Origin of the sequence: Streptomyces sp. NPDC048295 (assembly GCF_040652135.1) — a bacterium.
GTDB lineage: Bacteria > Actinomycetota > Actinomycetes > Streptomycetales > Streptomycetaceae > Streptomyces.
On the sequence record NZ_JBEZLL010000008.1, the window covers coordinates 1 to 23,013 of the forward strand.

The following is a 23,013-nucleotide window of genomic DNA, read 5'->3' on the forward strand; positions in this document are numbered from 1 at the left end:
AAAAAGCCCTCCCCACCCCCGGACACGACGCCTACGCACACACCACATACACCGCACCCCGCAACCCCGCAGAAGAACGAATCGCCGCAGTCTGGCGCGGAGTCCTCGGTGTGGACCGGGTCGGTGTCCATGACAGCTTCTTCGACCTGGGAGGCGACTCCATCCGCGCCGTCGCACTCGTCGGCGCCCTGCGCGAGAAGCTGCTGGACGTCTCGGTCGGCGATGTCCTCGCTCACCGGACGGTCGGTGAGCTGAGCGGGCTCCTCGCCGGGCGGGCCGGGCTGACGACGGCCGACGAACCGGTGGAACCGTTCGCGCTGATCTCCGACGAGGACCGGGCGAAGCTGCCCGACGGCCTCGCCGACGCCTACCCGATGTCCCAGGTGCAGACCGGCATGGTGGTGGAGATGCTGGGCGGTGGCGACACCTACCGGAGCTTCATCTCCTACCGGATCTCCGACAGCCGTGCCTTCTCCGAGGAGGCGCTGCGCGAGGCCGCCCGCAGGGTCGTCGGCCGGCACGAGATGCTGCGCACCTCCTTCGACCTGCACTCCTGCTCGCTGCCCATGCAGCTGGTGCACGCCGCGGTGGACGTACCGGTCACCGTCCACCGGGTGCCCACCACGGCAGCCGGCGCCGACGGTGCTCCCGGCGCCGAGCTGATGAGTCTGCTCGGCGCGGAGCGGGACGCCGAGTTCGACCTGAGCCGCGCTCCGCTGCTGCGGGTGGCCGCCTATGCCGGACCGGACGCCGAAGCCGGCTGGTGGCTGTCGCTCGCGCGGCCGCACGCCACCACCGAGGGCTGGAGCCACAACTGGCTGCTGACTGAACTGATGGGCGTCTACGGGCGGTTGCGCGACGGCCTGGAGCCGGAGCCGTACGACACGCCCGCCGTCCGGTACGCCGACTACATCGCCGCCGAACTGGCGGCCCTGCGGTCGAAGGACGACGCCGCCTACTGGCGGAACGTGGTGGACACACACACGCCGTTCACCCTGCCCGACGGCTGGGGCCGCGAGGAGGGCCCGGGCGAGAGCTACGACCTGAGGGTGCCGCTCGACGACATCGAGGGCTCCCTGCGGGACCTGGCGACCGAACTGCGGGTCTCCGTCAAGAGTGTGCTGCTCGCCGCGCACGTCAAGGTCATGAGCCAGCTCACCGAGTCCCCGGCCTTCCAGGTCGGCCTCGTCTGCGACGCACGTCCCGAGCTGACGGGTGCGGACCGCGTCTACGGCATGCACCTGAACACGGTGCCGTTCCCGGCGGACCGCTCCGCCCGCACCTGGCGGGAGCTGGTCACCCAGGTCTTCGACCGCGAGGCCGAGTTGTGGCCGCACCGGCGCTACCCGTTCCCCGCCATGCAACGGGACTGGCACGGCGGCCGTCTGGTCGATGTCGCCTTCAACTACGTCGACCTGCCGCAACTCGATGCCGCGGGCGCCGAACCGGGCGGCGCCTCCGGTGACGTCCGCGCCGACGCCCGGTTCGGCGTCTCGCAGACCGAGTTCGACATCACGGTGCACTGCCGCGGCGACCGGCTGAACCTGACGACGAACACGGCCGTTCTGAGCCGGGCCGACGGCGAGCGGCTGTGCGGCATGTACCGGTCCGTGCTTGAGGCGATGGCCGCCGATGCCGACGGCGACGCCCGTGCCACCCACCTGCCCGGTGACGAACGCCGCCTCCTGCTCGACGAACTGACCGCGACCGGGCGGACCCCCGTGACCCTGCGGGTGCCGGACGAGGTCCGGCGCCGGGCCGCGGCCGCTCCGGACGCCACCGCGGTGGTCACCGGCAGCTCGGTGACCACCTACCAGGAGCTCGACGCCCGCTCCAACCGGCTCGCCCACCGGCTCCGGGAGCTCGGTGTGGGCCCGGGTGTCGTCGTGGGCATCTGCCTGGAGCGCTCGCCCGAGCTGGTCCTCTCCGTGCTGGCGGTGCTCAAGGCCGGCGGCGCGTATCTGCCGCTCGATCCCGAAACTCCCGCGGAACGGCTCGACTTCATGCTCCACGACGCCGCGGTGCGCATGGTGCTGACCCGGCGCGGGCCGGCCGACGCGGTTCCCATGGACGACGCGATCGTGACCGTACTGCTGGACGACGAGCAGGCGTGGTCGAGGCATCCTTCCACCGGCCTCGAACCCGTCGCCGCGGACGACGACCTGGCCTATGTGATCTACACCTCGGGCTCGACGGGCCGGCCCAAGGGTGCCATGGTCCACCGCGGCGGCATGGGCAACCATCTGCTGGCCAAGATCGAGGACCTCGGGCTCGGCCCGGCGGACGGTGTGGTGTTCAACGCCCCGCCGGCCTTCGACATCTCTGTCTGGCAGATGCTGGCGGCCCTGGTCACCGGCGGCCGGGTCCGGATCGTGGACGGCGACACCGCTCTCGATCCGAGCGCACTGTTCGGGTGCGTCGCCGACGAGGGGATCACCGTCCTGGAGGTCGTGCCGTCCCTCCTGCGCACCAGTCTGGACTTCTGGGACGCCGGGGCTCCCGCCCCCGAACTGCCTTGCCTGCGAAGGCTGGTGGTGACCGGCGAGGCCCTGCCCGCGGAACTGTGCGACCGTTGGCTGGACCGCTATCCGGACATCCCGCTCGTCAACGCCTACGGCCCCACCGAGTGTTCGGACGACGTCACGCACGCCTTCGTGCCGGACCGGCCGGGCGAGGGCCGGGTGCCCATCGGCGAGGCGGTGCGCAACACCCGGCTGTACGCGCTGGACGCATGGCTCCAGCCGGTTCCCGTCGGCGCCGCGGGCGAGCTGTACGTAGGCGGGGCCGGCGTCGGCCGCGGCTATCTCCATCGGCCCGCGCTCACCGCGGAACGGTTCCTGCCCGACCCGTTCGGGCCGCCCGGCGCGCGGCTGTACCGCACCGGTGACCTGGCCGCCTGGCGCGCCGACCGTGCCCTGGACTTCCTCGGCCGCGTCGACGACCAGGTGAAGATCCGCGGCCACCGCGTCGAACTCAGGGAGATCGAAGAGGCGTTCGGCACCCACCCCGGGGTGCGCCAGGCCGTCGTGGTGGTGCGCGACGAACGGCTGGTGGGCTACTTCACCGCCCTGGACGAACAGCCGCTGCCCCCCGACGAACTGCGCGAACGGCTCGCCCGGACCCTGCCCGACTACATGCTGCCCACCGCGTTCGTCCGGCTGGCGGCCGTCCCGCTCACGCCCAACGGCAAGGTCGACAAGCGGGCCCTGCCCGCCCCCGGCGACGAGTCCTTCGTACGGGGCGAGTACGTGGCCCCGCGCACGGAGAACGAACGACGGGTCGCGGAGATCTGGCGGGACACGCTCGGTGTCGAACGGGTCGGCGTACGGGACGGCTTCTTCGACCTGGGCGGCGACTCCATCCGCGCGGTGGCCCTGGTCGGTGCCCTGCGCGCGGAAGGCGTCGACATCGCCGTACGGGACGTGCTGGAGGCCCGTACCGTCGAACGGCTGTGTGGGCTCATCGCCGAACGGGACGGTCTGGAGCCGGCCGACCAGGTCTTCACCGAGCGGTTCGCGCTGATCACCGACGAGGACCGGGCGGAGCTGCCGGAGGGTGTCACCGACGCCTACCCGGTCGGCCGGACCCAGATCGGCATGCTCATCGAGATGATGGACAGCGAGCGGAGCGCATACCACATCATCAACACCTTCCGGGTGGCCGACGACAAGCCGCTGGACCCCGACGCGCTGCGGCGGGCGGCCGCGGTGCTGGCCGCGCGCCACGAGGTGCTGCGCACCTCCTTCCGGCTCACCGGCTACTCCGCGCCGCTGCAGTTGGTGCACGCCACCGCGGAGATCCCGGTGCAGGTCCATGACGTCCGCGGGCTCTCCGAGGACGAGCTGGTCGCCGTCCGCTCGGAGCTGGTCGCGCAGCAGCGCGCCGAGCCCTTCACGATCGAACGGGCGCCGCTGTTCCGGATCGTCGCCCACGACGAGGGCGACGACGCGTGGTGGGTGACCTTCACCCAGTCGCACGCGATCACCGAGGGCTGGAGCTACCACCAGCTCCTGGTGGAACTCCTCGACTGCTACCGGGCGGTCCGGGACGGCGCGGAGCCGGAACCGTACGACCTGCCCCGGGTACGGTTCGCCGACGCGATCGCCGCCGAACTGGAGTCCCTCCGGTCCCCCGACGACCGCGCGTACTGGCGACGGATCACCTCCGGATACGTCCCCGTGACCGTGCCTCCCGAGTGGGCGGGCGGCACGGACGACCCCCTCTACAACGAGGTGCCGTTCGACGATCTCGCCGGCCGGCTCAGGGAGCTGGCGGCGTCGGCCGGGGTGTCCCTGAAGAGTGTGCTGATGGCCGCCCACATGAAGGTGATGGGCCAGCTCACCGACGAACCCGCGTACCACTCTGGGCTCGTCGTCGACACCCGGCCCGAAGCCCTGGGCGCCGACAGGGTGCTGGGCATGTACCTCAACACCCTGCCCTTCGCGATGGACCGCTCCGCCCGTACCTGGCGGGAGCTGGTCACCCAGGTCTTCGACCGCGAGGTCGAGCTGTGGGCGCATCGCCGCTGTCCGATGCCCGTCGTCCAGCACGAGTGGGGCGGCGGACGGCTCATCAACACCTACTTCAACTACATCGACTTCCGGCAGGTCGACACCGGGAAGGTCGCCACCGGGACGCGCATGACCAGTGCGACGAACGAGTTCGACTTCACCGTCTTCAACCGAGGAGACCGGCTCTACGTGAACACCCGGGACAGCTTCATGAACGCGGACCACGCGCGACGGGTGGCCGGCATGTACCGCACGGTGCTGGAGGCCATGGCCGCCGATCACGACGGCGACGCGCAGGCCGTGTACCTGCCGGAGGGCGAGCGCGAGCGGCCCCTCGGCCGGACCGCCGCCCTGGCGGCCGCTCCCCTCGTGCCGGAAGCCTCCGGGGACTGCGTCCACGAGCTGTTCGAGCGGCAGGCGGCCCGGACGCCGGACGCCGTCGCGGTGGTGGCGGGGGACGTGTCGCTGTCGTACGCGGAGGTCGACGCACGCGCCAACCGGCTGGCCCACCGGCTGCGGGCCCTGGGCGCGGGCCCGGAGAAGCTCGTCGGGGTGTGCCTGCCGCGCGGTGCCGACCTGATCCCGACACTGCTCGGGGTCCTCAAGTCGGGAGCCGCCTATCTGCCGCTGGACCCGGCCAACCCGGCCGACCGGCTGGCGTACATCCTGAAGGACGCCGGGGCGTCGGTGCTGGTCACCGACTCGGCCTCGCTGGCCCTGGTCGAGGACGCCCACGAAGGGCCGCTCGTGGTGCTCGACCGGGACCGGGAGACACTCGGCGCCGAGCCGACGACGGCCCCCGCGCCGGAGGTCTCGCCGGACAACGCGATCTACGTCATGTACACCTCCGGATCCACCGGCCGCCCCAAGGGCGTCACCCTCGCTCACCGCAACGTCGTGCGCCTCATGGGGACCGCCCAGGAGCACTACGCCTACGACGAGGCCGATGTCTGGGCGATGTTCCACAGCTACGCCTTCGACGTGTCCGTGTTCGAGCTGTGGGGCGCCCTGCTGCACGGCGGGACCCTGGTCGTGGTCGACCAGGACGCGACTCGTTCGCCCGATGTCTTCCTGGACCTGCTCGTCGAGCGGGAGGTGACGGTGCTCTGCCAGACACCGTCGGCGTTCCGCTCGCTGCTGGCTCCGGCGGCGGACGGTGACCCGCGCGTCGAACGGCTGTCGCTGCGGGCCGTGATCTTCGCCGGCGAGAGGCTGGAGACAGCCGATCTGCGGCCGTGGGCCAAGCGGTTGAGCCTGGGCCGGGTGGCGCTGGCCAACATGTACGGCATCACCGAGACGACGGTGCACACGACGTACCACCGGATCACCAGGCAGGACCTCGACGCGGACACCGGCAACCCGATCGGGCGCCCGCTCAGCGACCTCGACGTCCATCTGCTCGACCCGAACGGCCATCCGGTGCCCGAGGGAACCGCGGGTGAGATCCACGTGGGCGGACCGGGGGTGGCCAGGGGCTATCTGAACCGGCCGGACCTCACGGCGGAGCGGTTCGTACCCGATCCGTTCGGGCCGCCGGGGGCACGGCTGTACCGCAGCGGCGACCTGGCGCGCCGCCGTCCCGACGGAAGCCTGGACTTCCTCGGCCGGATCGACCACCAGGTCAAGATCCGTGGCTACCGGGTGGAACTCGGCGAGATCGAGACCACCCTCGCGGCCCATCCGGGGGTGCGCGAGGCCGTCGTCACCGCACGTGAGGACACCCCCGGCGAGAAACGCCTCATCGCCTACCTCGTGCCCGACGGCGACACGCTGCCCGGCCCCGCGGAGCTGCGGACCCACCTCAGCCGTTCGCTGCCCGACTACATGGTCCCGGCGGCGTACCAGGACATCGAGCGGATCCCGCTGACCGCCAACGGCAAGCTCGACAAGGGCGCCCTGCCCGCACCCGACGAGGACGCGTTCGCCCGAGCCTCCTACGTCGCGCCGCGCACCCCGGTCGAGGAGCGGGTCGCCGGCATCTGGCGGGACGCGCTCGGCAGGGACCGGGTGGGTGTCCACGACGGCTTCTTCCAGCTGGGCGGCGACTCCCTCAACGCCCTGGTGATCGCATCCCGGATGGCGGCGGCGGGGGTGACCGTCACGGCACGCGACGTGCTGAAGCACCAGACCATCGACGCCCTCTGCGCCGGACCGGCCGGGGGGACGGCGGCGCCCGCTCCGTCGGCGGTGGCGCCGTTCGCGCTGCTGACCGAGGCGGACCGGGCCCTGCTGCCCGAGGGGGTGGCCGACGCCTACCCCCTGACGCAGGCCCAGAAGGGCATGCTCGTGGAGATGCTGGCGGGCGACGGTCCGCTGAACTACCACCGGGTCTCGTCGGTACGCATCGGCGCCGCGGAACCGTTCTCCCGCGAACCGCTCCAGCGGGCCCTGCGCGAGCTGGTCACCCGCCAGGACGCGCTGCGCACCGGTGTGGACACCGAGTCGTACTCGGTGCCCCTGCAACTGGTGCACACCACCGCGGAGGTGCCGCTGCGGGTCGTGGACCTGACCACCGCGAGCCCCGACGAACGGGACCGGGCGCTGCGGGAGCTGGTGGAGGAGGAGAGCGGCACACCGCTCCCGCACGGCACGGCCCCGCTGCTGCGGCTGGTGATCCACAGGTTCCCGGGCGGCGACTGGCAGCTCACCGTCGTCCAGTCCCATCTGATCATGGACGGCTGGACGTTCGGGCTGTTCCGCGCCGAACTGCTGGATCTCTACCGGACCTTCCGCGACGGGCGGGCCGTCGCGCCGTACGAGCCGCCCGCCGTCCGGTTCGCCGACACCGTCGACGCCGAGCAGCGTGCCCTGGCCTCGGCCGAGGACCGCGCGTACTGGAGCGGCATCGTCGACGGCCATGCCAGGTTCGCCCTCCCGACCGGCTGGGGCGACCCGGACGGCCCGGACGACCGGTACCGGACCCGGGTGCCGCTGGACGACCTGCTGACCGGTCTGCGCGCGGTGGCGGCCGACGCCGGGGCGTCGCTGAAGAGCGTCCTGCTGGCGGCGCACCTGAAGGTACTGAGCCAGCTGACACCCGAGCGCCGGTTCTTCACCGGCCTGGTCACCCACTGCCGCCCCGAGGCACCAGGAGCGGACCGGGTGTACGGATCGCATCTCAACCCGCTGCCGTTCCCCGTCGACCTGTCCGCCGCGACCTGGCACGACCTGGTGCGGCAGGTCCGCGACCGGGAGATCGAGGCCTGGCCGCACCGGCACTTCCCGATGCACGCCATCCAGCACGAGCTGGGCGACGGCGGCCCGCTCATCGACGTCCGCTTCAGCTACCACGACTTCGCCGCCGCCGGTGCGGGCGTCGCGGCCCCCGCCGCCTCCGGCGACATCGGCGGCTTCAGCCGTATCGAGGTGCCGCTCGGCGTCTCGACCGTGGAGGGCGGCCTCCAGCTCAACGCCGACAGCGCCTTCCTGGGCCGGGACGGTGTCGAGCGCCTGGCCGCCATGTACCGGTCGGTACTGGAATCGATCGCCGCCGGCGGCGACGGCGACACCCGGACCGTCTTCCTGCCGCCGGGCGAGCGGGACGAGCTGACCGGCCCGGGGGCGGCCGCCCCCGGCGATCCGGTGGAGCCGGTCTCCTGGACCGCGCCCCTGGCGTGGCGGGAACAGGTGGCCCGGACCCCTGACGCGGTGGCCCTGTCCACCGGCGACACGACGACGTCCTACGCGGAGCTGGACGTCAGTGCCAACCGGATCGCGCACCGCCTGCGGGCGGCCGGCGTCCGCGCCGAGTCCGTCGTGGGGGTGCTGCTGGAGCGCGGTACCGGCCTGATGGCCACGCTGCTGGGCGTGTGGAAGGCGGGCGGGGCGTACCTGCCGCTGGACCCGTCCGTCCCCGCCGGGCGGCTGCGCGACATGCTCGCCGATGCCGGAGCCGATCTACTGGTGACCGTCTCGGACCTCGTGGAACCGGTCGCGTTCGACGGAGAACACATACTTCTCGACCGTGACCGGGAGGCGGTCGCGGCCCTGCCGGGGACGGCGCCCGAGCAGTTCACGGACCCCGACACCCTCGCCTACGTGATCTGCACGTCCGGGTCGACCGGACGCCCCAAGGGCGTACAGGTCACCCACCGGGGGCTGGCGAACTACCTGCGGTGGGCGCTGCACGCCTATCTGGCCGGCGGCGGCGGTGGCGCCCCGCTGTTCTCCTCGGTCGCCTTCGACCTCGTGGTTCCCAGCCTCTGGGCGCCGCTGCTGGCCGGGCAGCCGGTGCGGCTGCTGCCCGAGGACGCCGATCTCGACACGCTCGGACAGCGGCTCCTGGACGGCGGTCCCTACGGTTTCGTCAAGCTGACGCCCGGCCACCTGGAGATCCTCGGCCAGCAGATCGCCCCCGAGCGGCTGGCCGAGGTGACGGACGTGGTCGTGGTGGCCGGCGAGGCGCTGCCGGCGGAGCAGGCCCGGACCTGGGCGCGGGCGCTGGGCGAGGGGCGGCTCCTGAACTCCTACGGACCGACCGAGACGACGGTGGCGAGTTCCGGCTGCGCCGTGGACACCGTGATCCCCGCCTTGCGCGAGGGCGGGACGGTTCCCGTCGGAAGGGCGGTCCCCGGTGCACGGCTGCTGGTGCTGGGCCGCGGTCTGGAGCCGGTGCCCAGGGGAACGACGGGCGAGTTGTACATCGGGGGGACCGGGGTGGCCCGCGGATACGCCGGCCGGCCCGGCCTGACGGCCGACCGGTTCGTACCGGACCCGTACGGCGTGCCCGGCGGCCGGCTGTACCGGACCGGGGACCTGGCCCGGACGCTGCCGGACGGAAACGTGGAGTTCCTCGGCCGCACCGACGACCAGATCAAGATTCGCGGCCACCGGGTGGAACCGGGTGAGATCGAACGGGTCCTGGTCACCCACCCGGAGGTCTCCGAGGCCCGGGTCCTCCTGCGGAAGGGCGCCTCCCACGGGGCCGAACGGCTCGTCGCCTATGTGACGGCCGCGCCCGGCGGAGCGCCGGACCCCGAGGACCTGCGGGACCGGGCCGGCGAGAGCCTGCCCCCGTACATGGTGCCGACGGTGTTCGTGACGCTGGAGAGGATGCCGCTGACCGCCAACGGCAAGCTGGACCGCGCGGCGCTGCCGGACCCGGACGACCAGGGGCCCGGCCGTGCGCCGGTCGTCTCGCCGCGCACCCCGGTGGAGCGGACGCTGGCCGCCATCTGGGCCGAGACCCTCCAGGTCGAACAGGTCGGGGTGCACGACCGGTTCTTCGCGCTGGGCGGTCATTCCATCGTGGTGTTCCAGATGATCGCGGCGGCCCGCCGGGCCGGTCTCCAGATCTCCCTGCTCACGGTCTACCAGGACGACTCGCTGGAGGCGGTGGCCGCAGCCGCCGAGGCATTGCCGGAGAGCCGGCCGGTGCCCGCTGCGGCCCGGACACCGGAAGTGGCGCGGCCCGTGGCCTCCGGCGCGGCCGCGAGCCCGCTGCACGGCGTGGACGGCGTTCCCGGGGCGAGCATCGCCGTGATCCGGGGCGGCGAGCTGGTGTCCGTCGAGGCACACGGTGTCCTGACGGCGGGCGGCACCGACCCGGTCACCCCCGGGACCGTCTTCCAGGTCGGGTCCCTGAGCAAGCACATCACCGCGTTCGGTGTGCTGCGGCTGGTCGAGCAGCGGGTCGTGGACCTGGACGAGGACGTCAACGCGTATCTGCGCAACTGGCGGGTACCGGACGGCTTCCGGATCACCCTGCGGCAGCTGCTCGGCCACCTCTCCGGTCTGGCGCCGACGCCCGTCGTGCACCTGCCGCGCGGACAGCGCACTCCGTCGCTGACGGACCTTCTGCACGGCAGGGGGCCGGGGGTGAGCGCGCCCGCGCGCCCCGAACTGGAGCCGGGGCAGGTCTTCCGCAAGGCCAACGTCCACTACTCGGTGGTCCAGCAGGTACTGGAGGACGCCACGGGCCGGGCCTTCGCCGATCTCATGGACGAAGTCGTCCTCAAGCCGCTGGGCCTGACGGACAGCAGCTTCGACCCGGCGTTCCCGGAGCAGCCGGACCGGCCCGTGGCCCTCGGCCACGACCCGGACGGCCGGCCCCTCGACGGGGGCTGGCTGACGCGGACCGAGACGGCGGCGGCCGGGCTGTGGACGACGGCGGCCGACCTGGCGAAGGCCGCGCTGGAGATCCGCCGTGCACGCCTCGCCCGCCCGCTCGCGCTGCTCACCTCCGGCTCGGCCCAGGAGATGCTCACGGCGCAGCACCCCCACAGTTCCTACGGGCTGGGCACGGTCGTCGACGACCTCGGTCCCGACATCCAGTTCGGGCACGGCGGCGGCGGTGCCGGTTACCACGCCATGGCGATGTGCCGGTTGGGGCCGGGACACGGCTTCGTCGTCCTCACCAACGGCGAGTCCGGGGCCGAGGTGGCCAGGCGCCACACCTCGCTCCTGGAGCAGGACGGATCCGGGGACACGTCCCGGTGAAGGGCATGGCTGACGGGCCGGCCACCGCGGCCGGCCCGCAGCGGCCCCCCGAGCCGCTGCGCCGAAACCGTGACTACCTGCTGCTGTGGCTGGGCGCCGGCGTCTCGGCGCTGGGCGACCGGACGGCCAACGTCGCCTATCCGCTGCTGATGGTCTGGTACGGGGGATCGCCCACCGACGCCGGATTCGTGGGCTTCGCAGGGCTGCTGCCGATGCTGCTCGTCCAGCTGCCCGCGGGTGTGGTGGTCGACCGCCTGGACCGCCGCAGAACGATGATCGTCTGCGATGTGGTGGCGTTGCTGGCCATGACCAGCGTGGCCGTGGCGGTGTTCAGCGACCGGCTGTGGCTGATCCACATGATGGCCGCCGCCTTCGTCGGCGGCACGGCGTCGATCTTCTACCGGCTCTCCGAACGGGCGGCGGTCCGCAACGTGGTCCACCCGGACCATCTGTCCCCCGCCCTGTCGGGGAACGAGGCCAGGACCCGGGCCGCGGGCCTGCTGGGGCAGCCGCTCGGCAGTTCGCTGTACGGGGTGGCCAGGTGGTCGCCGTTCGTGTTCGCGGCGGTGTCCCATGTCGCCGCCCTGGTCAGCCTGTTGTCGATACGCCGGGAGTTCCAGACCGAGCGCCGCCGCTCGCCGCTGCGGCTGCGGGCCGAAATGGCCGAGGGGATCCGCTGGCTGCTGGGCCAGCGCTTCCTGCGCGCCGCGATCTCGCTGGTCGCCGTCACCAACATCCTCTTCCAGGCCCTGACGCTGGCGCTGATCCTGATCGTCAAGGAGAACGGCGGCTCCCCGGCGGCGATCGGCGTCATCGGACTGGTGTCGGGCCTGGGCGGGATCGCCGGTGCCCTGTCCGGTTCGCAGTTCGTCCGGCGGCTGCGCCCCGGCCCGGTCATCATCGCGATCTTCGGGGTCTGGACGGTGCTGATGCCGCTGGTCGCGCTCGCTCAGGAGGTGTACCTGCTGGCAGCGCTGTTCGCGGGCTCCTCCTTCGCCGGGGCCGTACTCAACGTGCTGGCCGGCGTCTACCAGGTGCGGATGACCCCGGACGAGATGCAGGGCCGGGTGGGCGGCGTCTCCGGCCTGCTGAGCTCCGGGGCCAGTTCGCTGGGCTCACTGGCCGGCGGGTTCGCGCTGAGCTCCGTCGGAACGACGAGGACGGTGCTGGGGGTCGGTGCCGTGATGCTGGCGACGTTCGTGGCCTCGGCGCTGATCCCCGCGGTGCGCTGCGCCCGGCGTGCCGACGAAGCGGACGTACCGGCCGAGGAGCCGGAAGGAGGAACGGCGGAACGGGCCGGTTCATCGTCCGATTCCGAGAGATAACCGCGATATAGCCGCAGTATCGGCCGGTTCCGCAAGATCTTCGCGTGTCGGGCAGCGGACAACACGGCCGTGCCCGCGGGGCGCCCGGGCCGAGCACTGCCGACCCCTTGGGAGAGTCGATGAACCACCCTTCGGATCCATCAGCGGCCGAGCCGCTCCACGAGGTCATCACGCGCCGGGCCGCGTCGTGCGCCGGCACCGTCGCGGTCGTGGCCGGGGAGCGGACGCTGACCTACGGCGAGCTGGAGCGCCGGGCCAATCAGCTGGCGCACCTGCTGGTGCGGTCGGGGGCCGGTCCCGAAGCGCCGGTCGGCATCCTCCTGGAGCGCGGCACGCGCCTCGCCGTCACACTGCTGGCCGTCTGGAAGACCGGCGCGGCCTATGTGCCGCTCGACCCCGGCCACCCTGCGGCCCGTACCTCCGCCGTGCTGGCGGACACCGGGACCGCGGTGGTGGTCACCGGCCCGGACATGGCGGAGCGCTTCGAGGACTCCGCCGTGCGCACGGTGGCGTTCGACGCCGGCGCCGCGGCACTCGACGGTCTGCCGCAGGACGGCCCGGACATCGAGGTCTCCGGGGCGCATCCCGCGTACGTGCTCCACACCTCCGGTTCCACCGGGCGGCCCAAGGGTGTCGTGGTCAGCCATGCGGGTCTGGCCAACCAGGTCGACTGGCGGGTCCGTACCCACGGGATCGGTCCCGGGGACCGCGTCCTGCACAAGACGCCCCTGACCTTCGACGCAGCCGGCTGGGAGATCTTCGCCCCGCTGGCCGGCGGCGCCACCGTGGTGATGGCGCCCCCCGGTGCCGAGCGGGACTCCGCCCTGCTGGTCCGCACGGTCGAGGCACACCGCGTCACGGTGCTGCAGGTCGTGCCGTCGGTGCTGCGCATGCTGGTCGACGAGCCCGCCTGGCGGAACTGCACCGACCTGAGGCTGCTCTCCTCCGGCGGCGAACAGCTGTACGCCGAACTCGTCCAGCGTTTCCTGCGCGCGCGGGGGGACCAGGAGACCGAGGTCGAGGTGTGGAACACCTACGGTCCCACCGAGTGCACCAACGAGGTCACCGGGCACCGGTTCGACCCGGTCCAGCGTTCCGGCCCGGTGCCCATCGGCACCCCCGTCGACGGGATCCGCACCGTTGTCGCCGGCCCCGACGGGCATCCCGTGGAGCCCGGCCGGCAGGGCGAGCTGTACCTCGGTGGCATCGGGCTGGCCCACGGCTATCTGGGCCGGCCCGATCTGACGGCGGAGCGCTTCCTGCCCGACCCGTCCGGCCCGGCCGGCGCACGGCGCTACCGGACGGGCGACCTCGTACGGCAGCGGGCCGACGGCAGTCTCGAACATCTCGGGCGGACGGACCTCCAGGTCAAGATCAACGGCGTCCGGATCGAACCCGCCGAGGTCGAGGCCGCCCTGGCCTGCCATCCGGGCATCCGGGAGGCCGCCGTCACCTCGTACCGGACGCCGGAGGGCGGCACGCGGCTCGCGGCCTACCTGCTCCCTCGCCCGGCGGCCCGCCCGGCGGCCCCCGAGGAGCTGCGGGAGTTCCTCGCCGGACGGCTGCCGCAGAGCCATCTGCCCTCCGTGTACGTCGAGATGGCCTCGCTCCCCAGGACGTCCAGCGGCAAGCTGGACCGGTCGGCGCTTCCCGCCCCCGATCCGGCCGGCCACCCGGACGCCGCGCCCACCACGGAGGCCGAGCGGCTGGTCGCGGGCCAGTGGCGGGAGTTGTTCCGCACCGAGGACATCGGAGTGCACGACGACTTCTTCCGGCTCGGCGGCTCCTCCCTCCAGCTGACCCGGCTCGCCAACCGGCTGCGCGCCGCGACCGGCCGGGACATCGCGCTGCCCCGGCTGCTGCGCGCGACCACCATCGCCGCGCAGGCCCGGCTGATCACGGAGGAGGGCGACGGCACGGAGCGGGCCGGTGTTCCCGCGGTGCGCCCGGTGCCGCGCACCGGGCACCTGCCGCTGTCGTTCGGCCAGCGGCGGCTGTGGCTGCTGGAGCGGATCGCCCCGCGCAGCCGTGAATGGGTGACCGGCCTGTTCCTGCGGGTTCCCGCCACCGATGGCGAGAGCCTGGTGCGGCGGGCCCTGGACGAACTGGCGGCACGCCATGAGGCGCTGCGCACCCGGTTCGTGGCGGACGGCGGCCGGGACGGCGAGCCGGTCCAGGTCATCGACCCGCCCGCCCCCATGGCGCTGCGCAGCGTCACGGCCGCGCGGGCCGAGGCCGGCGTGATCGTCGAGCGGGACGCCGCCGAGGGGTTCGACCTGGAACACGGCCCCGTCGCCCGCGCGTTGCTGATCAGCGAACCCGAGGGCGGCCGCGGCACCAAGGCCGCCGATCGCACCCTGGTCCTGCTGATGCACCACATCGTCGGCGACGGCTGGTCGGCGACCGTCCTGCGGGAGGAGTTCCACGAGATCCTCGGCGCGCTGCGGGCCGGCCGCAGCCCCGTACTGCCCGAACTGCCCGTGCAGTACGCCGACTACGCGGTCTGGCAGCGCGAGCGGCTCACCGAGGACGTCGTGGCACGCGAACTCGGCCACTGGAAGGCCGTGCTCGACGGGGCCGTCCCGTCGGCCCTGCGCACCGACCGGCCGCGGCCCGCCGCCCGGGACGCCCGCGGTTCGGTCGTCACGTTCACCCTGCCCGCCGACGTCGCGGACGCGCTCACCGAGCTGGGGCGCCGCGGTGGGGCCACCCCGTTCATGGTGCTGCTCACGGCGTTCACGACGCTGCTGGCCCGGTACACCGGGCAGTGGGACGTGGTGATCGGGACCCCGGTGGCCGGGCGCGAGCGCCCCGAGATCGACGGCGTCGTCGGGTTCTTCCTCAACAGTCTCGTGCTGCGCTGCCGGCTGGACGGATCGCTCGCCTTCGAGCAGGCGCTGGAGCGGGTCAGGGAGGTCTGCAAGGACGCCTTCGGCCACCAGGAGCTGCCCTTCGAGGAACTGGTCGCCGAACTCGCGCCCGAGCGTGACCTGTCCCGAACGCCGCTCTACCAGGTGGCGTTCGACTATCACGGCGAGGAACTCACCGGCTCCGCGGCCGACGCCGACGAGCTCGACGCCGTGACCGATGTGTCGTCCGTCGCGAAGACGGACCTGACCCTGTATCTGCGCAGGCAGCCCGATGGCACCCTCGTGGGCGCGTTGGAGTACGCCACCTCGCTGTTCGAACGCGCCACCGTGGAGCGGCTCGCGGGCCACTTCCAGCAGCTGCTGGCATCGGTCGTCGCCGAGCCGCTCGGGCGCCTCGACACCCTCGGCCTGCTGCCGGCCGACGAGCGGCTCGCCCTCTCGGCACCGGGGCGGCACAACCACACACCGGCGGCCGATGTGACGGCATCCGTCCCGGCGCTGTTCGCGGCACGGGCCGCGGCGGTGCCGGACGCCACGGCGCTGGTCGCCGACGGCGCGACGGTGACCTTCGCCGAACTGGACAAGCGGGCCGGCCGGCTGGCCCATCTGCTCCGGGGTCTCGGCGCGGGGCCCGGATCGGTGGTCGGTGTCCTGCTCGACCGCGGCATCGACCTGCCGGTGGCGCTGCTCGCCGTCTGGAAGGCCGGCGCCGCCTATCTTCCGCTGGACCCGTCCTTCCCGGCGGCCCGCGTCGGCAGCGTGCTCGCGGACGCGGGGGCGATGCTGCTGCTGACCCGGTCCGAGCACCGGGAGCGCCTCGCCGGTGTCTTCGCCGGACAGTTCGTGACCACCGACGACGACGCGGACCTGATCGCGGCGCAGCCCGGTACGCCGCCGGCCCATCCGGCGTCCCTGGATCCGGGGCGGGGCGGGGACCTGGACCTGCTGGCCTATGTGATCTACACCTCCGGCTCCACGGGCCGGCCCAAGGGTGTGCAGGTCACGCACCGCGGACTGGCGAACCATGTCCGCTGGGCGGTCGGGGAACTGGCCTCCCGGGGGCCCGGCGGCAGCGCGGTGTTCTCGTCGGTCGCCTTCGACCTCGTGGTGCCGAACCTCTGGGCGCCCCTGCTCGCGGGCCTGCCCGCACATCTGCTGCCGCAGGACCTCGACCTGGCGGAGCTGGGGCCCCGGCTCCGGTCCGCCGCACCGTTCTCCTTCCTGAAGCTGACCCCCGGGCACATGGAGATCCTCGCGGGGCAGCTCGAACCCGAGCAGCTGGCTGGCCTGGCGAAGGTGATCGTGGTGGCCGGCGAGGCTCTGCCGGTGCACGCGGCCGACCGGTGGGCGCGGGCGCTGGGCGCCGGACGGCTCATCAACGAGTACGGGCCGACCGAGGCGTCCGTCGGCACCTGCACCTACCCGGTGACGGCTCCCGTGAGCGGTGATTCGGTGCCCATCGGGCGGCCGTTGCCCGGCGTGACGATGCATGTCCTGGACGATCTGATGCGCCCCTCGCCCGTCGGTGTCGTCGGTGAGCTGTACGTCGGCGGCCACGGTGTGGCCCGTGGTTACGCCTCCCGCCCCGGACCGACCGCCGCGTCGTTCGTACCGGACCCGTACGGTCCGGAGGGGGCACGGCTCTACCGGACCGGTGATCTGGTGCGGCTGCTGCCCGACGGTCACGTCGACTACGTCGGCCGCCGGGACGGCCAGGTGAAGATCCGCGGCTACCGGGTCGAACTCGGCGAGATCACCAGCGTGCTCCACTCGCATCCCGATGTCGCGGAAGCGGTCGTGACCGCCGTCGTGGACGTGGACGGCAGCACGAGCCTGGCGGCGTACTGGGTTCCCGCCCCCGGGACAGCGGAACCGGCGAAGATCCAGGAGGAGCTGGCCGCCCACGTGGCGGAGCGGCTCCCCTCCTACATGCTCCCCCGTACCTTCACGCCGATCGAGCGCGTCCCGCTGAACGCCAACGGGAAGCTGGACCGGTCGGCGCTTCCGAAGCCCGAGGCGGCGACGGCGGACGACCTGGTCGAACCGCGCGGGGTCGTGGAGGAACGGGTCGCGGAGATCTTCGGGAAGCTCCTCGGAATCCATGCGGGCGCGCACAGCCATTTCTTCCGCAGCGGCGGGAACTCGATTCTCGCGATCCGGCTGATAGCGGAGATCCAGCAGGAATTCGACATCGATTTCCCCACCCGAGCCGTGTTCGAGGGCAGCACGGTCGCCGAACTGGCCGAGGTGGTGGAGGCAGAGGTCCGCGCGGAGATCGACCAGATGTCGCAGGAGGATCTGAGGGCGGAGTCACTGAAGTGGGACGAGCAGAACTCACCGAACGGCCACATGTGAAATATCGGCACCGCACAGAAAGCGAGAACCGATGACTGAGGAAGATTACGTCTCCGCGCTCGTCAAGTTCATCGGAGAAGAATTTCTCCAGGGCGACGAGCAGGCGAAGCTGACCGATGTGTCCCCGCTCATGGATTCGGGCGTCCTGGACTCCCTGCGGGTCGCGCTCCTGCTGACCCACATCCGTGACGAGCTGGGCCTGTACGTCTCGCCCGCGAAGATCGACATCGATCACTTCAAGGACATCCGGACCATCGCCCGCATGCTGCACGACCTGTCGTCGGACGCCCACGCCCACGCCCAGAAGGAGAAAGCATGAAGCCGGACTTCGACGTCGCGGTCATCGGTGGCGGGCCCGCCGGCTCGACCATGGCCTCCTACCTCGCCAGGGCCGGACTCTCCGTCGTCGTGTTCGAGGGCGAGACGTTCCCCCGGCCGCACGTGGGCGAGTCCCTCGTCCCGGCGACCACACCCGTACTGCACGAGATCGGGGCGCTCGGAAAGATCGACGAGGCCAGGTTCCCGAAGAAGTACGGTGCCTCGTGGACCTCCGCGGAGTCACGGGACATACCCCGCATGGGATACAGCGGCCTCAGCCACGGCTGGACCGCCGACATCGCGTTCGTGGAACGCAACCAGCCGGGCGTCGAGCGCGACTACACCTTCCATGTGGACCGGGGCCGGTTCGACGCCATTCTGCTTAGGCACGCCGACGAGCAGGGCGCGACCGTCCTCAACGGCGCCCGGGTGCTGAAGGCGGACTTCGCCGATCCCGAACTGGTGCGGCTGACCGTCCGCATGGCGTCGAAGGAGACGGACTTCACCGCCCGTATGGTCGTCGACGCCTCCGGCCGCAGCACTCTGCTGGGGCGGCAGCTCAAGGTGAAGGTCGCCGACCCGGTCTTCGACCAGTACGCCGTCCACACCTGGTTCGAGGGTCTGGACCGCGAGTCGATCGCCGCCGACGCCGCGCAGGTGGACCACATCTTCGTGCACTTCCTGCCCATCAAGGACGCCTGGGTGTGGCAGATCCCGATCAGCGACACGGTCACCAGCATCGGTGTCGTCACGCAGAAGAAGCGCTTCGCCGCCGCGGGCCAGAACCATGAGGAGTTCTTCTGGGACCTCGTCTCCAGCCGTCCCGAACTGCGCGACGCGCTGAAGAACGCCGAGCGGGTCAGGGAGTTCAAGGCGGAGGGCGACTACAGCTACGCGATGAAGCAGATCTGCGGCGATCGCTTCGTGCTCATCGGAGACGCGGCCCGCTTCGTCGATCCGATCTTCTCCAGCGGTGTGAGCGTCGCCCTCAACAGCGCGCGCATCGCCGCCCAGGACATCATCGCGGCACACGAGGCGGGCGACTTCGCCAAGAAGCGCTTCGAGACCTACGAGAGCAAGCTCCGCCGTGCGGTGAAGTACTGGTACGAGTTCATCTCCATCTACTACCGCCTGAACGTCCTGTTCACCGCCTTCGTCCAGGACCCGCGCTACCGCATCGACGTGCTGAAGATGCTGCAGGGCGACGTCTACGACGGAGAGGAGCCCAAGGCCCTCGTCGCGATGCGGGAGATCGTGGCGGAGGTGGAGAACAACCCCGGCCACCTGTGGCATCCCTATCTCGGCACACTCCGGGCCCCGGCCGCGGCACCCGGCTTCTGACCGGGCGGGCCGTCCGCCGACGGTCCGCCCACCGGTACGGACCTCCGCCCGGCGGCCGCCTGCCGCGGCGCCGGGAGGAGTGGTCGGTGAACGGTTCCCCGGAACCACCGCCAACGGGAGCGAGCATGCAGAGAGTTCACCTCACCGCCGCCGACCTGGCACGTACCCGGCTGCGGAGCACGCTCGGCCCTCTCGCCGAAGGCGTCTTCGCGCTCGGTGTACTGACCGGATCCGGCCATGCCGACTACGCGCGATGGCGCGGCGAGGTCCGTCACCGCCTGCTGCGGCAGTCCACCCCCCGCAGCCCGTCGGCCCTGCTGCCGTGCACGGCCGAGGCCCCGGACGACCTGCTGTTCCTCCTGGAGCGGGCGGCGGGGCCGGGCGGCGGGCCGTCGGGGCTGACCCGTGCGGACGCGTCCCGGCTGGCCCTGGAGGTGTGGCGGGTGTCGGTCGCGCCGTACTGGGACCGCATCGGGGAACGGCTCGAAGCCGAGTGCGAGGCACGTGGCCGTCTCGTGATGGCCGGCGGCGTCGAGGCACTGCTCGCCACCCTGCATCCCCGAATCGAGTGGACCGGCTCGGCCCTGGAAATACCCGACGGCCCCGACCGCGAGATCCATCTCGACGGCAGGGGCCTGCTGCTGTGCCCCTCCGTCTTCCTGCCCGGCAAGGTCGGCCGGGTCGTCGAGTGCGAGCCGGACACCGGTATGGCGGCGCTCGTCTTCTCCGTCGCCCGGTCCGGCGGCGGCCTGTGGGGCGGCACCGGAGCCGATGTGCAGGCCCTCGGCGCCCTGGTGGGCCAGACCAGGGCCGCGGCGCTGCGGGAGCTGACGACGGCCGCCTGCACCACCGGCCAGCTCGCGTCCCGCCTGGGCATCTCGTCGGCGGGCGCCAGCCAGCACGCCACGGTGCTGCGCCAGTCGGGGCTCATCACCACGCGCCGGGTACGGAACAGAGTGCTGCACACGGTGACGCCCCTGGGACTGGCGCTGCTCGGCGGCCGGCTTCGCGGCACCGCGGGGGAGGTCAGTGCTCCCGCCAGGGCCGAAACTCCCGCAGTCCGTACAGCAGCGGGACACGGTCACCTCGCCGGGTGACCCGGTGGATCTCCCCGTACACCGTCACGTGATCGCCCACGGCCTGTTGCGAGCGCACCCCGCAGTCCGCCACGGTGTGCGCTTCCCGCAGCAGATGCGGCCCCGCGGCCGACGGGCCGGCCTCCCAGAGGACCTTGCCGAAGCGGTGCGGATCGCCCGAGGCGAACAGCTCCGCCGTCGGCCGCGCACCGGCACTCAGCAGGTTCACCGCGAAGGCCCCGGAGCCCAGCACCGCTTCCAGGGTGGGGCTGCCGGCCCGCAGGCACACCAGCAGCACCGGCGGCTCCAGCGACACTCCGCACAGGGATGAACACGTCATCCCGCGCGGCACGCCGGCGGTGTCCGTCGCGGTGACGACGGCGACCCCCGTGGGGAAGCCGCTCATCAGCGTCCGGAACTCGTCAGGGGTCGCCGGTGCCGGCGTCCGGGTGGTCGATTCACTCATCGCACTGCCCTTTCCTGCCGGTACGGCCGCCCGCGGCGGGCCCGCACGGCGGGTCCCGCCGCGGCACCCGGGAGGTGAGACGCCACGGCGGCGTCAGCGCATCCGCGTGAAGTACTCGTACGCCCCGGGCAGCACCTTGACGAGCTGCTCGGTCTTCTCGCGGATCGCCTCGAATTCCTGCCGGGCCGCTCCGGGGTCGGAGAGGGCGAGCGCGGGCGACGCCTTCAGGTCGATGCCGCCCATGCCGAGCAGGATGCACATGTACGAGTACGGCGGAAGCCCGTGGTAGTACGGGAACACCGTTTCGCTGTCCGGGAGCTGGGCGCGCCACTTCTCGATGCGCTCGGCGAGTCCGTCCGGGGCGACACGCGTCTTGGCGTCGCGCCAGTACTGCGTGTCGTCACGCTTGGCCGACAGGTAGTGCAGCGCGAGGAACTCCCTCACACCGTCCATGACATGGGCGACGGCGTCGTTGTAGCGCTCGCGGTGGGTGGGGTGCCAGTCCGGGCCGGGGAAGTTCCTGGCCAGCTGCTCGATCGCGTGGTGGATGAAGAAGATCCCGGTCGACTCCAGCGGCTCCACGAAACCGCTGGCCAGCCCGATGGCGACGCAGTTGTTCACCCAGGAGTTGCGGCTGCGCCCGATGCGCATCCGGATGTGGTTGGCCTCGACGTCGGCCGCGGCGGGGCCGACGAATTCGCGCAGCGTGCGCTCGGCCTCCTCGGGGGAGAGATAGTCCTTGGCGTAGACGTAACCGGTTCCCACCCGTCCGGTCAGCGGGATCGTCCAGATCCAGCCGGCGTCCTGGGCGGTGGCCGTGGTGCACGGGCGTATGCCGCGCTTCTCCATGTCCATCGGCACCTGGAGTGCGACCGCGCTGTCGTTGGGCAGGGTGTCCTGGAAGGAGATGAACGGCTCTTCCAGCGCCTTGTTCAGCAGCAGGCTGCGGAAGCCGGTGCAGTCGATGAACAGGTCACCGCCGAGTTCGCCGTGCCGGGCCGTCCTGACGGAGCCGATCCAGCCCCGTTCGTCGAGCTCGACCGTCTCGACGTCGTCGACCACGTGTCTGACGCCACGCTCCACGGCGTACTTCGTCAGGTACTTGGCCAGCAGTGCGGCCTCGAAGTGGTACGCGTACGGGAACTGGGTCTTGCCCTGGTGCTCGGACATCGTCAGGCCCCGCATCTCGTCCGCGCCCTCGTCGTAGGGCGTGTCGAGCAGGGTGCCGTCGAGCCTGCGCGGGCTGAGCCCGGCGTCGATGACCGAGGCCATCACGAAGCAGTCCTTGTCGAACCGGTCGGTCGGACCGTCATGGAGCCACCACTCGGCCAGCGGATGGCCGTTGACCGAACGCATCTGCTCGAACGGGTGGTAGAAGTAGTGGCCCTTCTCACGCCAGTCCTCGAAACGCACCGCCAGTTTGTACGTGGCGTTGCAGGCCGGCATCCAGTCCTTCTCCTTGAGCCCCAAGAACTCGAAGAAGTGCCGGATGTCACTGAAAGTGGCCTCCCCCACCCCGATGGCTCCGACTTTCCCGGACTCCACCAGCGTGATATCGATCCGCTCACCGAAAGCGGCCTTGAGATACGAGGCGGTCATCCAACCCGCCGTACCGCCTCCCACGATCACGACTTTATTGAGCATGCGTGCTTCCCCATCCAGTTGGTACGCAAAGGCCGGACAGAAACCGAGACTAGGCTCGCTACGGAACCCCGGGAAGGCCCTTAAGCGACCAGTGAAAGTCGCAGGTGATACGCGGCGCTTCGCCGACCGCAATCCGGTGCATTTCTCCTGGCGCTTCCGTGCATTCCAGAAGGGGGGTTTACGATCCTGGCGCACACTTTCCTCGGAATCCCTACGAAGGAGTTCTCGGAATGCTTCGCACCATCAAGGCGGCCGGTGTGGCCGCGGCGGCGGCACTGGCCCTCGCGGGTGCCGCCGTGACCCCGGCGACGGCCGCTCCGGCACCGTCCGCGGCGTCGGCACGGGCGCTGCAGACGGGCGGTTACCTGGACTGCGACATGTTCGTGGCGGAAGCGTGGGGCAGGGGCTACCCGCCGGGCATGACGATCGTCGTCCGCCACCTCGGCGACTGGCAGGTGACGCAGGACACCCTCGTCGTCGGCGCCGACGGCACCTGGAGCGTAGAGAAGGCGCACTACAGCGGCTGGGACTACACGGTCGAGGTCCGGGACACCCAGGACAACGTGCTCGACAGCAAGTTCATCGGCCAATGCGGAATCTGGGGGTGAGGACCGCTCGCTCCCGCACACGAGGCCGCCCCCCTCTCTCCGGCCGGAGAGAGGGGGGCGG

The 23,013-nt window shown here is 71.9% G+C and carries 9 protein-coding genes; 7 read left to right on the forward strand and 2 right to left on the reverse strand.

Going from position 1 to position 23,013, the window contains the following annotated elements; all coding sequences use genetic code 11:
* Positions 1-80: 80 nt before the first annotated feature.
* The 6 genes from AB0D53_RS13940 to AB0D53_RS13965 all read left to right on the forward strand — a co-directional run bounded on the left by AB0D53_RS13940 (position 81) and on the right by AB0D53_RS13965 (position 20,255).
* On the forward strand, positions 81-10,949 hold the full coding sequence (locus AB0D53_RS13940; protein WP_362445617.1) for an amino acid adenylation domain-containing protein: 10,869 nt from the start codon (positions 81-83) through the stop codon (positions 10,947-10,949).
* A gap of 5 nt (positions 10,950-10,954) precedes the next feature.
* Positions 10,955-12,274 (forward strand): MFS transporter, encoded by a 1,320-nt coding sequence (locus AB0D53_RS13945; protein ID WP_362444881.1) that lies wholly within the window; start codon positions 10,955-10,957, stop codon positions 12,272-12,274.
* A gap of 119 nt (positions 12,275-12,393) precedes the next feature.
* Positions 12,394-17,499 carry an amino acid adenylation domain-containing protein gene (locus AB0D53_RS13950; protein ID WP_362444885.1) on the forward strand — a complete coding sequence of 1,702 codons (5,106 nt, stop codon included), beginning with the start codon at positions 12,394-12,396 and terminating at the stop codon, positions 17,497-17,499.
* A gap of 31 nt (positions 17,500-17,530) precedes the next feature.
* Positions 17,531-17,818 (forward strand): acyl carrier protein, encoded by a 288-nt coding sequence (locus tag AB0D53_RS13955; RefSeq protein WP_362444888.1) that lies wholly within the window; start codon positions 17,531-17,533, stop codon positions 17,816-17,818.
* On the forward strand, positions 17,815-19,158 hold the full coding sequence (locus AB0D53_RS13960) for an NAD(P)/FAD-dependent oxidoreductase (RefSeq protein WP_362444891.1): 1,344 nt from the start codon (positions 17,815-17,817) through the stop codon (positions 19,156-19,158). Before AB0D53_RS13955 ends, AB0D53_RS13960 begins: the two co-directional genes overlap by 4 nt.
* Positions 19,159-19,283: 125 nt before the next feature.
* A complete protein-coding gene (locus AB0D53_RS13965; RefSeq protein WP_362444894.1) occupies positions 19,284-20,255 on the forward strand; it encodes a winged helix-turn-helix domain-containing protein in 972 nt (323 codons plus the stop codon).
* On the opposite strand, the gene AB0D53_RS13970 is transcribed toward AB0D53_RS13965, so the two are convergent.
* On the reverse strand, positions 20,185-20,700 hold the full coding sequence (locus AB0D53_RS13970; RefSeq protein ID WP_362444897.1) for a flavin reductase family protein: 516 nt from the start codon (positions 20,698-20,700) through the stop codon (positions 20,185-20,187). The two genes, AB0D53_RS13965 and AB0D53_RS13970, sit on opposite strands and share 71 nt — an antisense overlap.
* Before the next feature lie 93 nt (positions 20,701-20,793).
* Entirely contained in the window at positions 20,794-22,344 is a 1,551-nt protein-coding gene (locus AB0D53_RS13975; protein WP_362444900.1) for a tryptophan halogenase family protein, read from the reverse strand.
* Positions 22,345-22,574: 230 nt separating this feature from the next.
* Between AB0D53_RS13975 and AB0D53_RS13980 the strand changes: the two genes are divergently transcribed.
* The gene (locus AB0D53_RS13980) at positions 22,575-22,952 is read left to right on the forward strand and encodes a hypothetical protein (RefSeq protein WP_362444903.1); all 378 of its coding nucleotides are present in this window, start codon (positions 22,575-22,577) and stop codon (positions 22,950-22,952) included.
* Positions 22,953-23,013 lie beyond the last annotated feature (61 nt).

Coding starts and splice junctions, on each gene's coding strand:
- AB0D53_RS13970 (WP_362444897.1), bottom strand. CDS start 20,700: ATGAGTGAATCGACCACCCGGACGCCGGCACCGGCGACCCCTGACGAG.
- AB0D53_RS13945 (WP_362444881.1), top strand. CDS start 10,955: ATGGCTGACGGGCCGGCCACCGCGGCCGGCCCGCAGCGGCCCCCCGAG.
- AB0D53_RS13950 (WP_362444885.1), top strand. CDS start 12,394: ATGAACCACCCTTCGGATCCATCAGCGGCCGAGCCGCTCCACGAGGTC.
- AB0D53_RS13980 (WP_362444903.1), top strand. CDS start 22,575: ATGCTTCGCACCATCAAGGCGGCCGGTGTGGCCGCGGCGGCGGCACTG.
- AB0D53_RS13975 (WP_362444900.1), bottom strand. CDS start 22,344: ATGCTCAATAAAGTCGTGATCGTGGGAGGCGGTACGGCGGGTTGGATG.
- AB0D53_RS13955 (WP_362444888.1), top strand. CDS start 17,531: ATGACTGAGGAAGATTACGTCTCCGCGCTCGTCAAGTTCATCGGAGAA.
- AB0D53_RS13965 (WP_362444894.1), top strand. CDS start 19,284: ATGCAGAGAGTTCACCTCACCGCCGCCGACCTGGCACGTACCCGGCTG.
- AB0D53_RS13960 (WP_362444891.1), top strand. CDS start 17,815: ATGAAGCCGGACTTCGACGTCGCGGTCATCGGTGGCGGGCCCGCCGGC.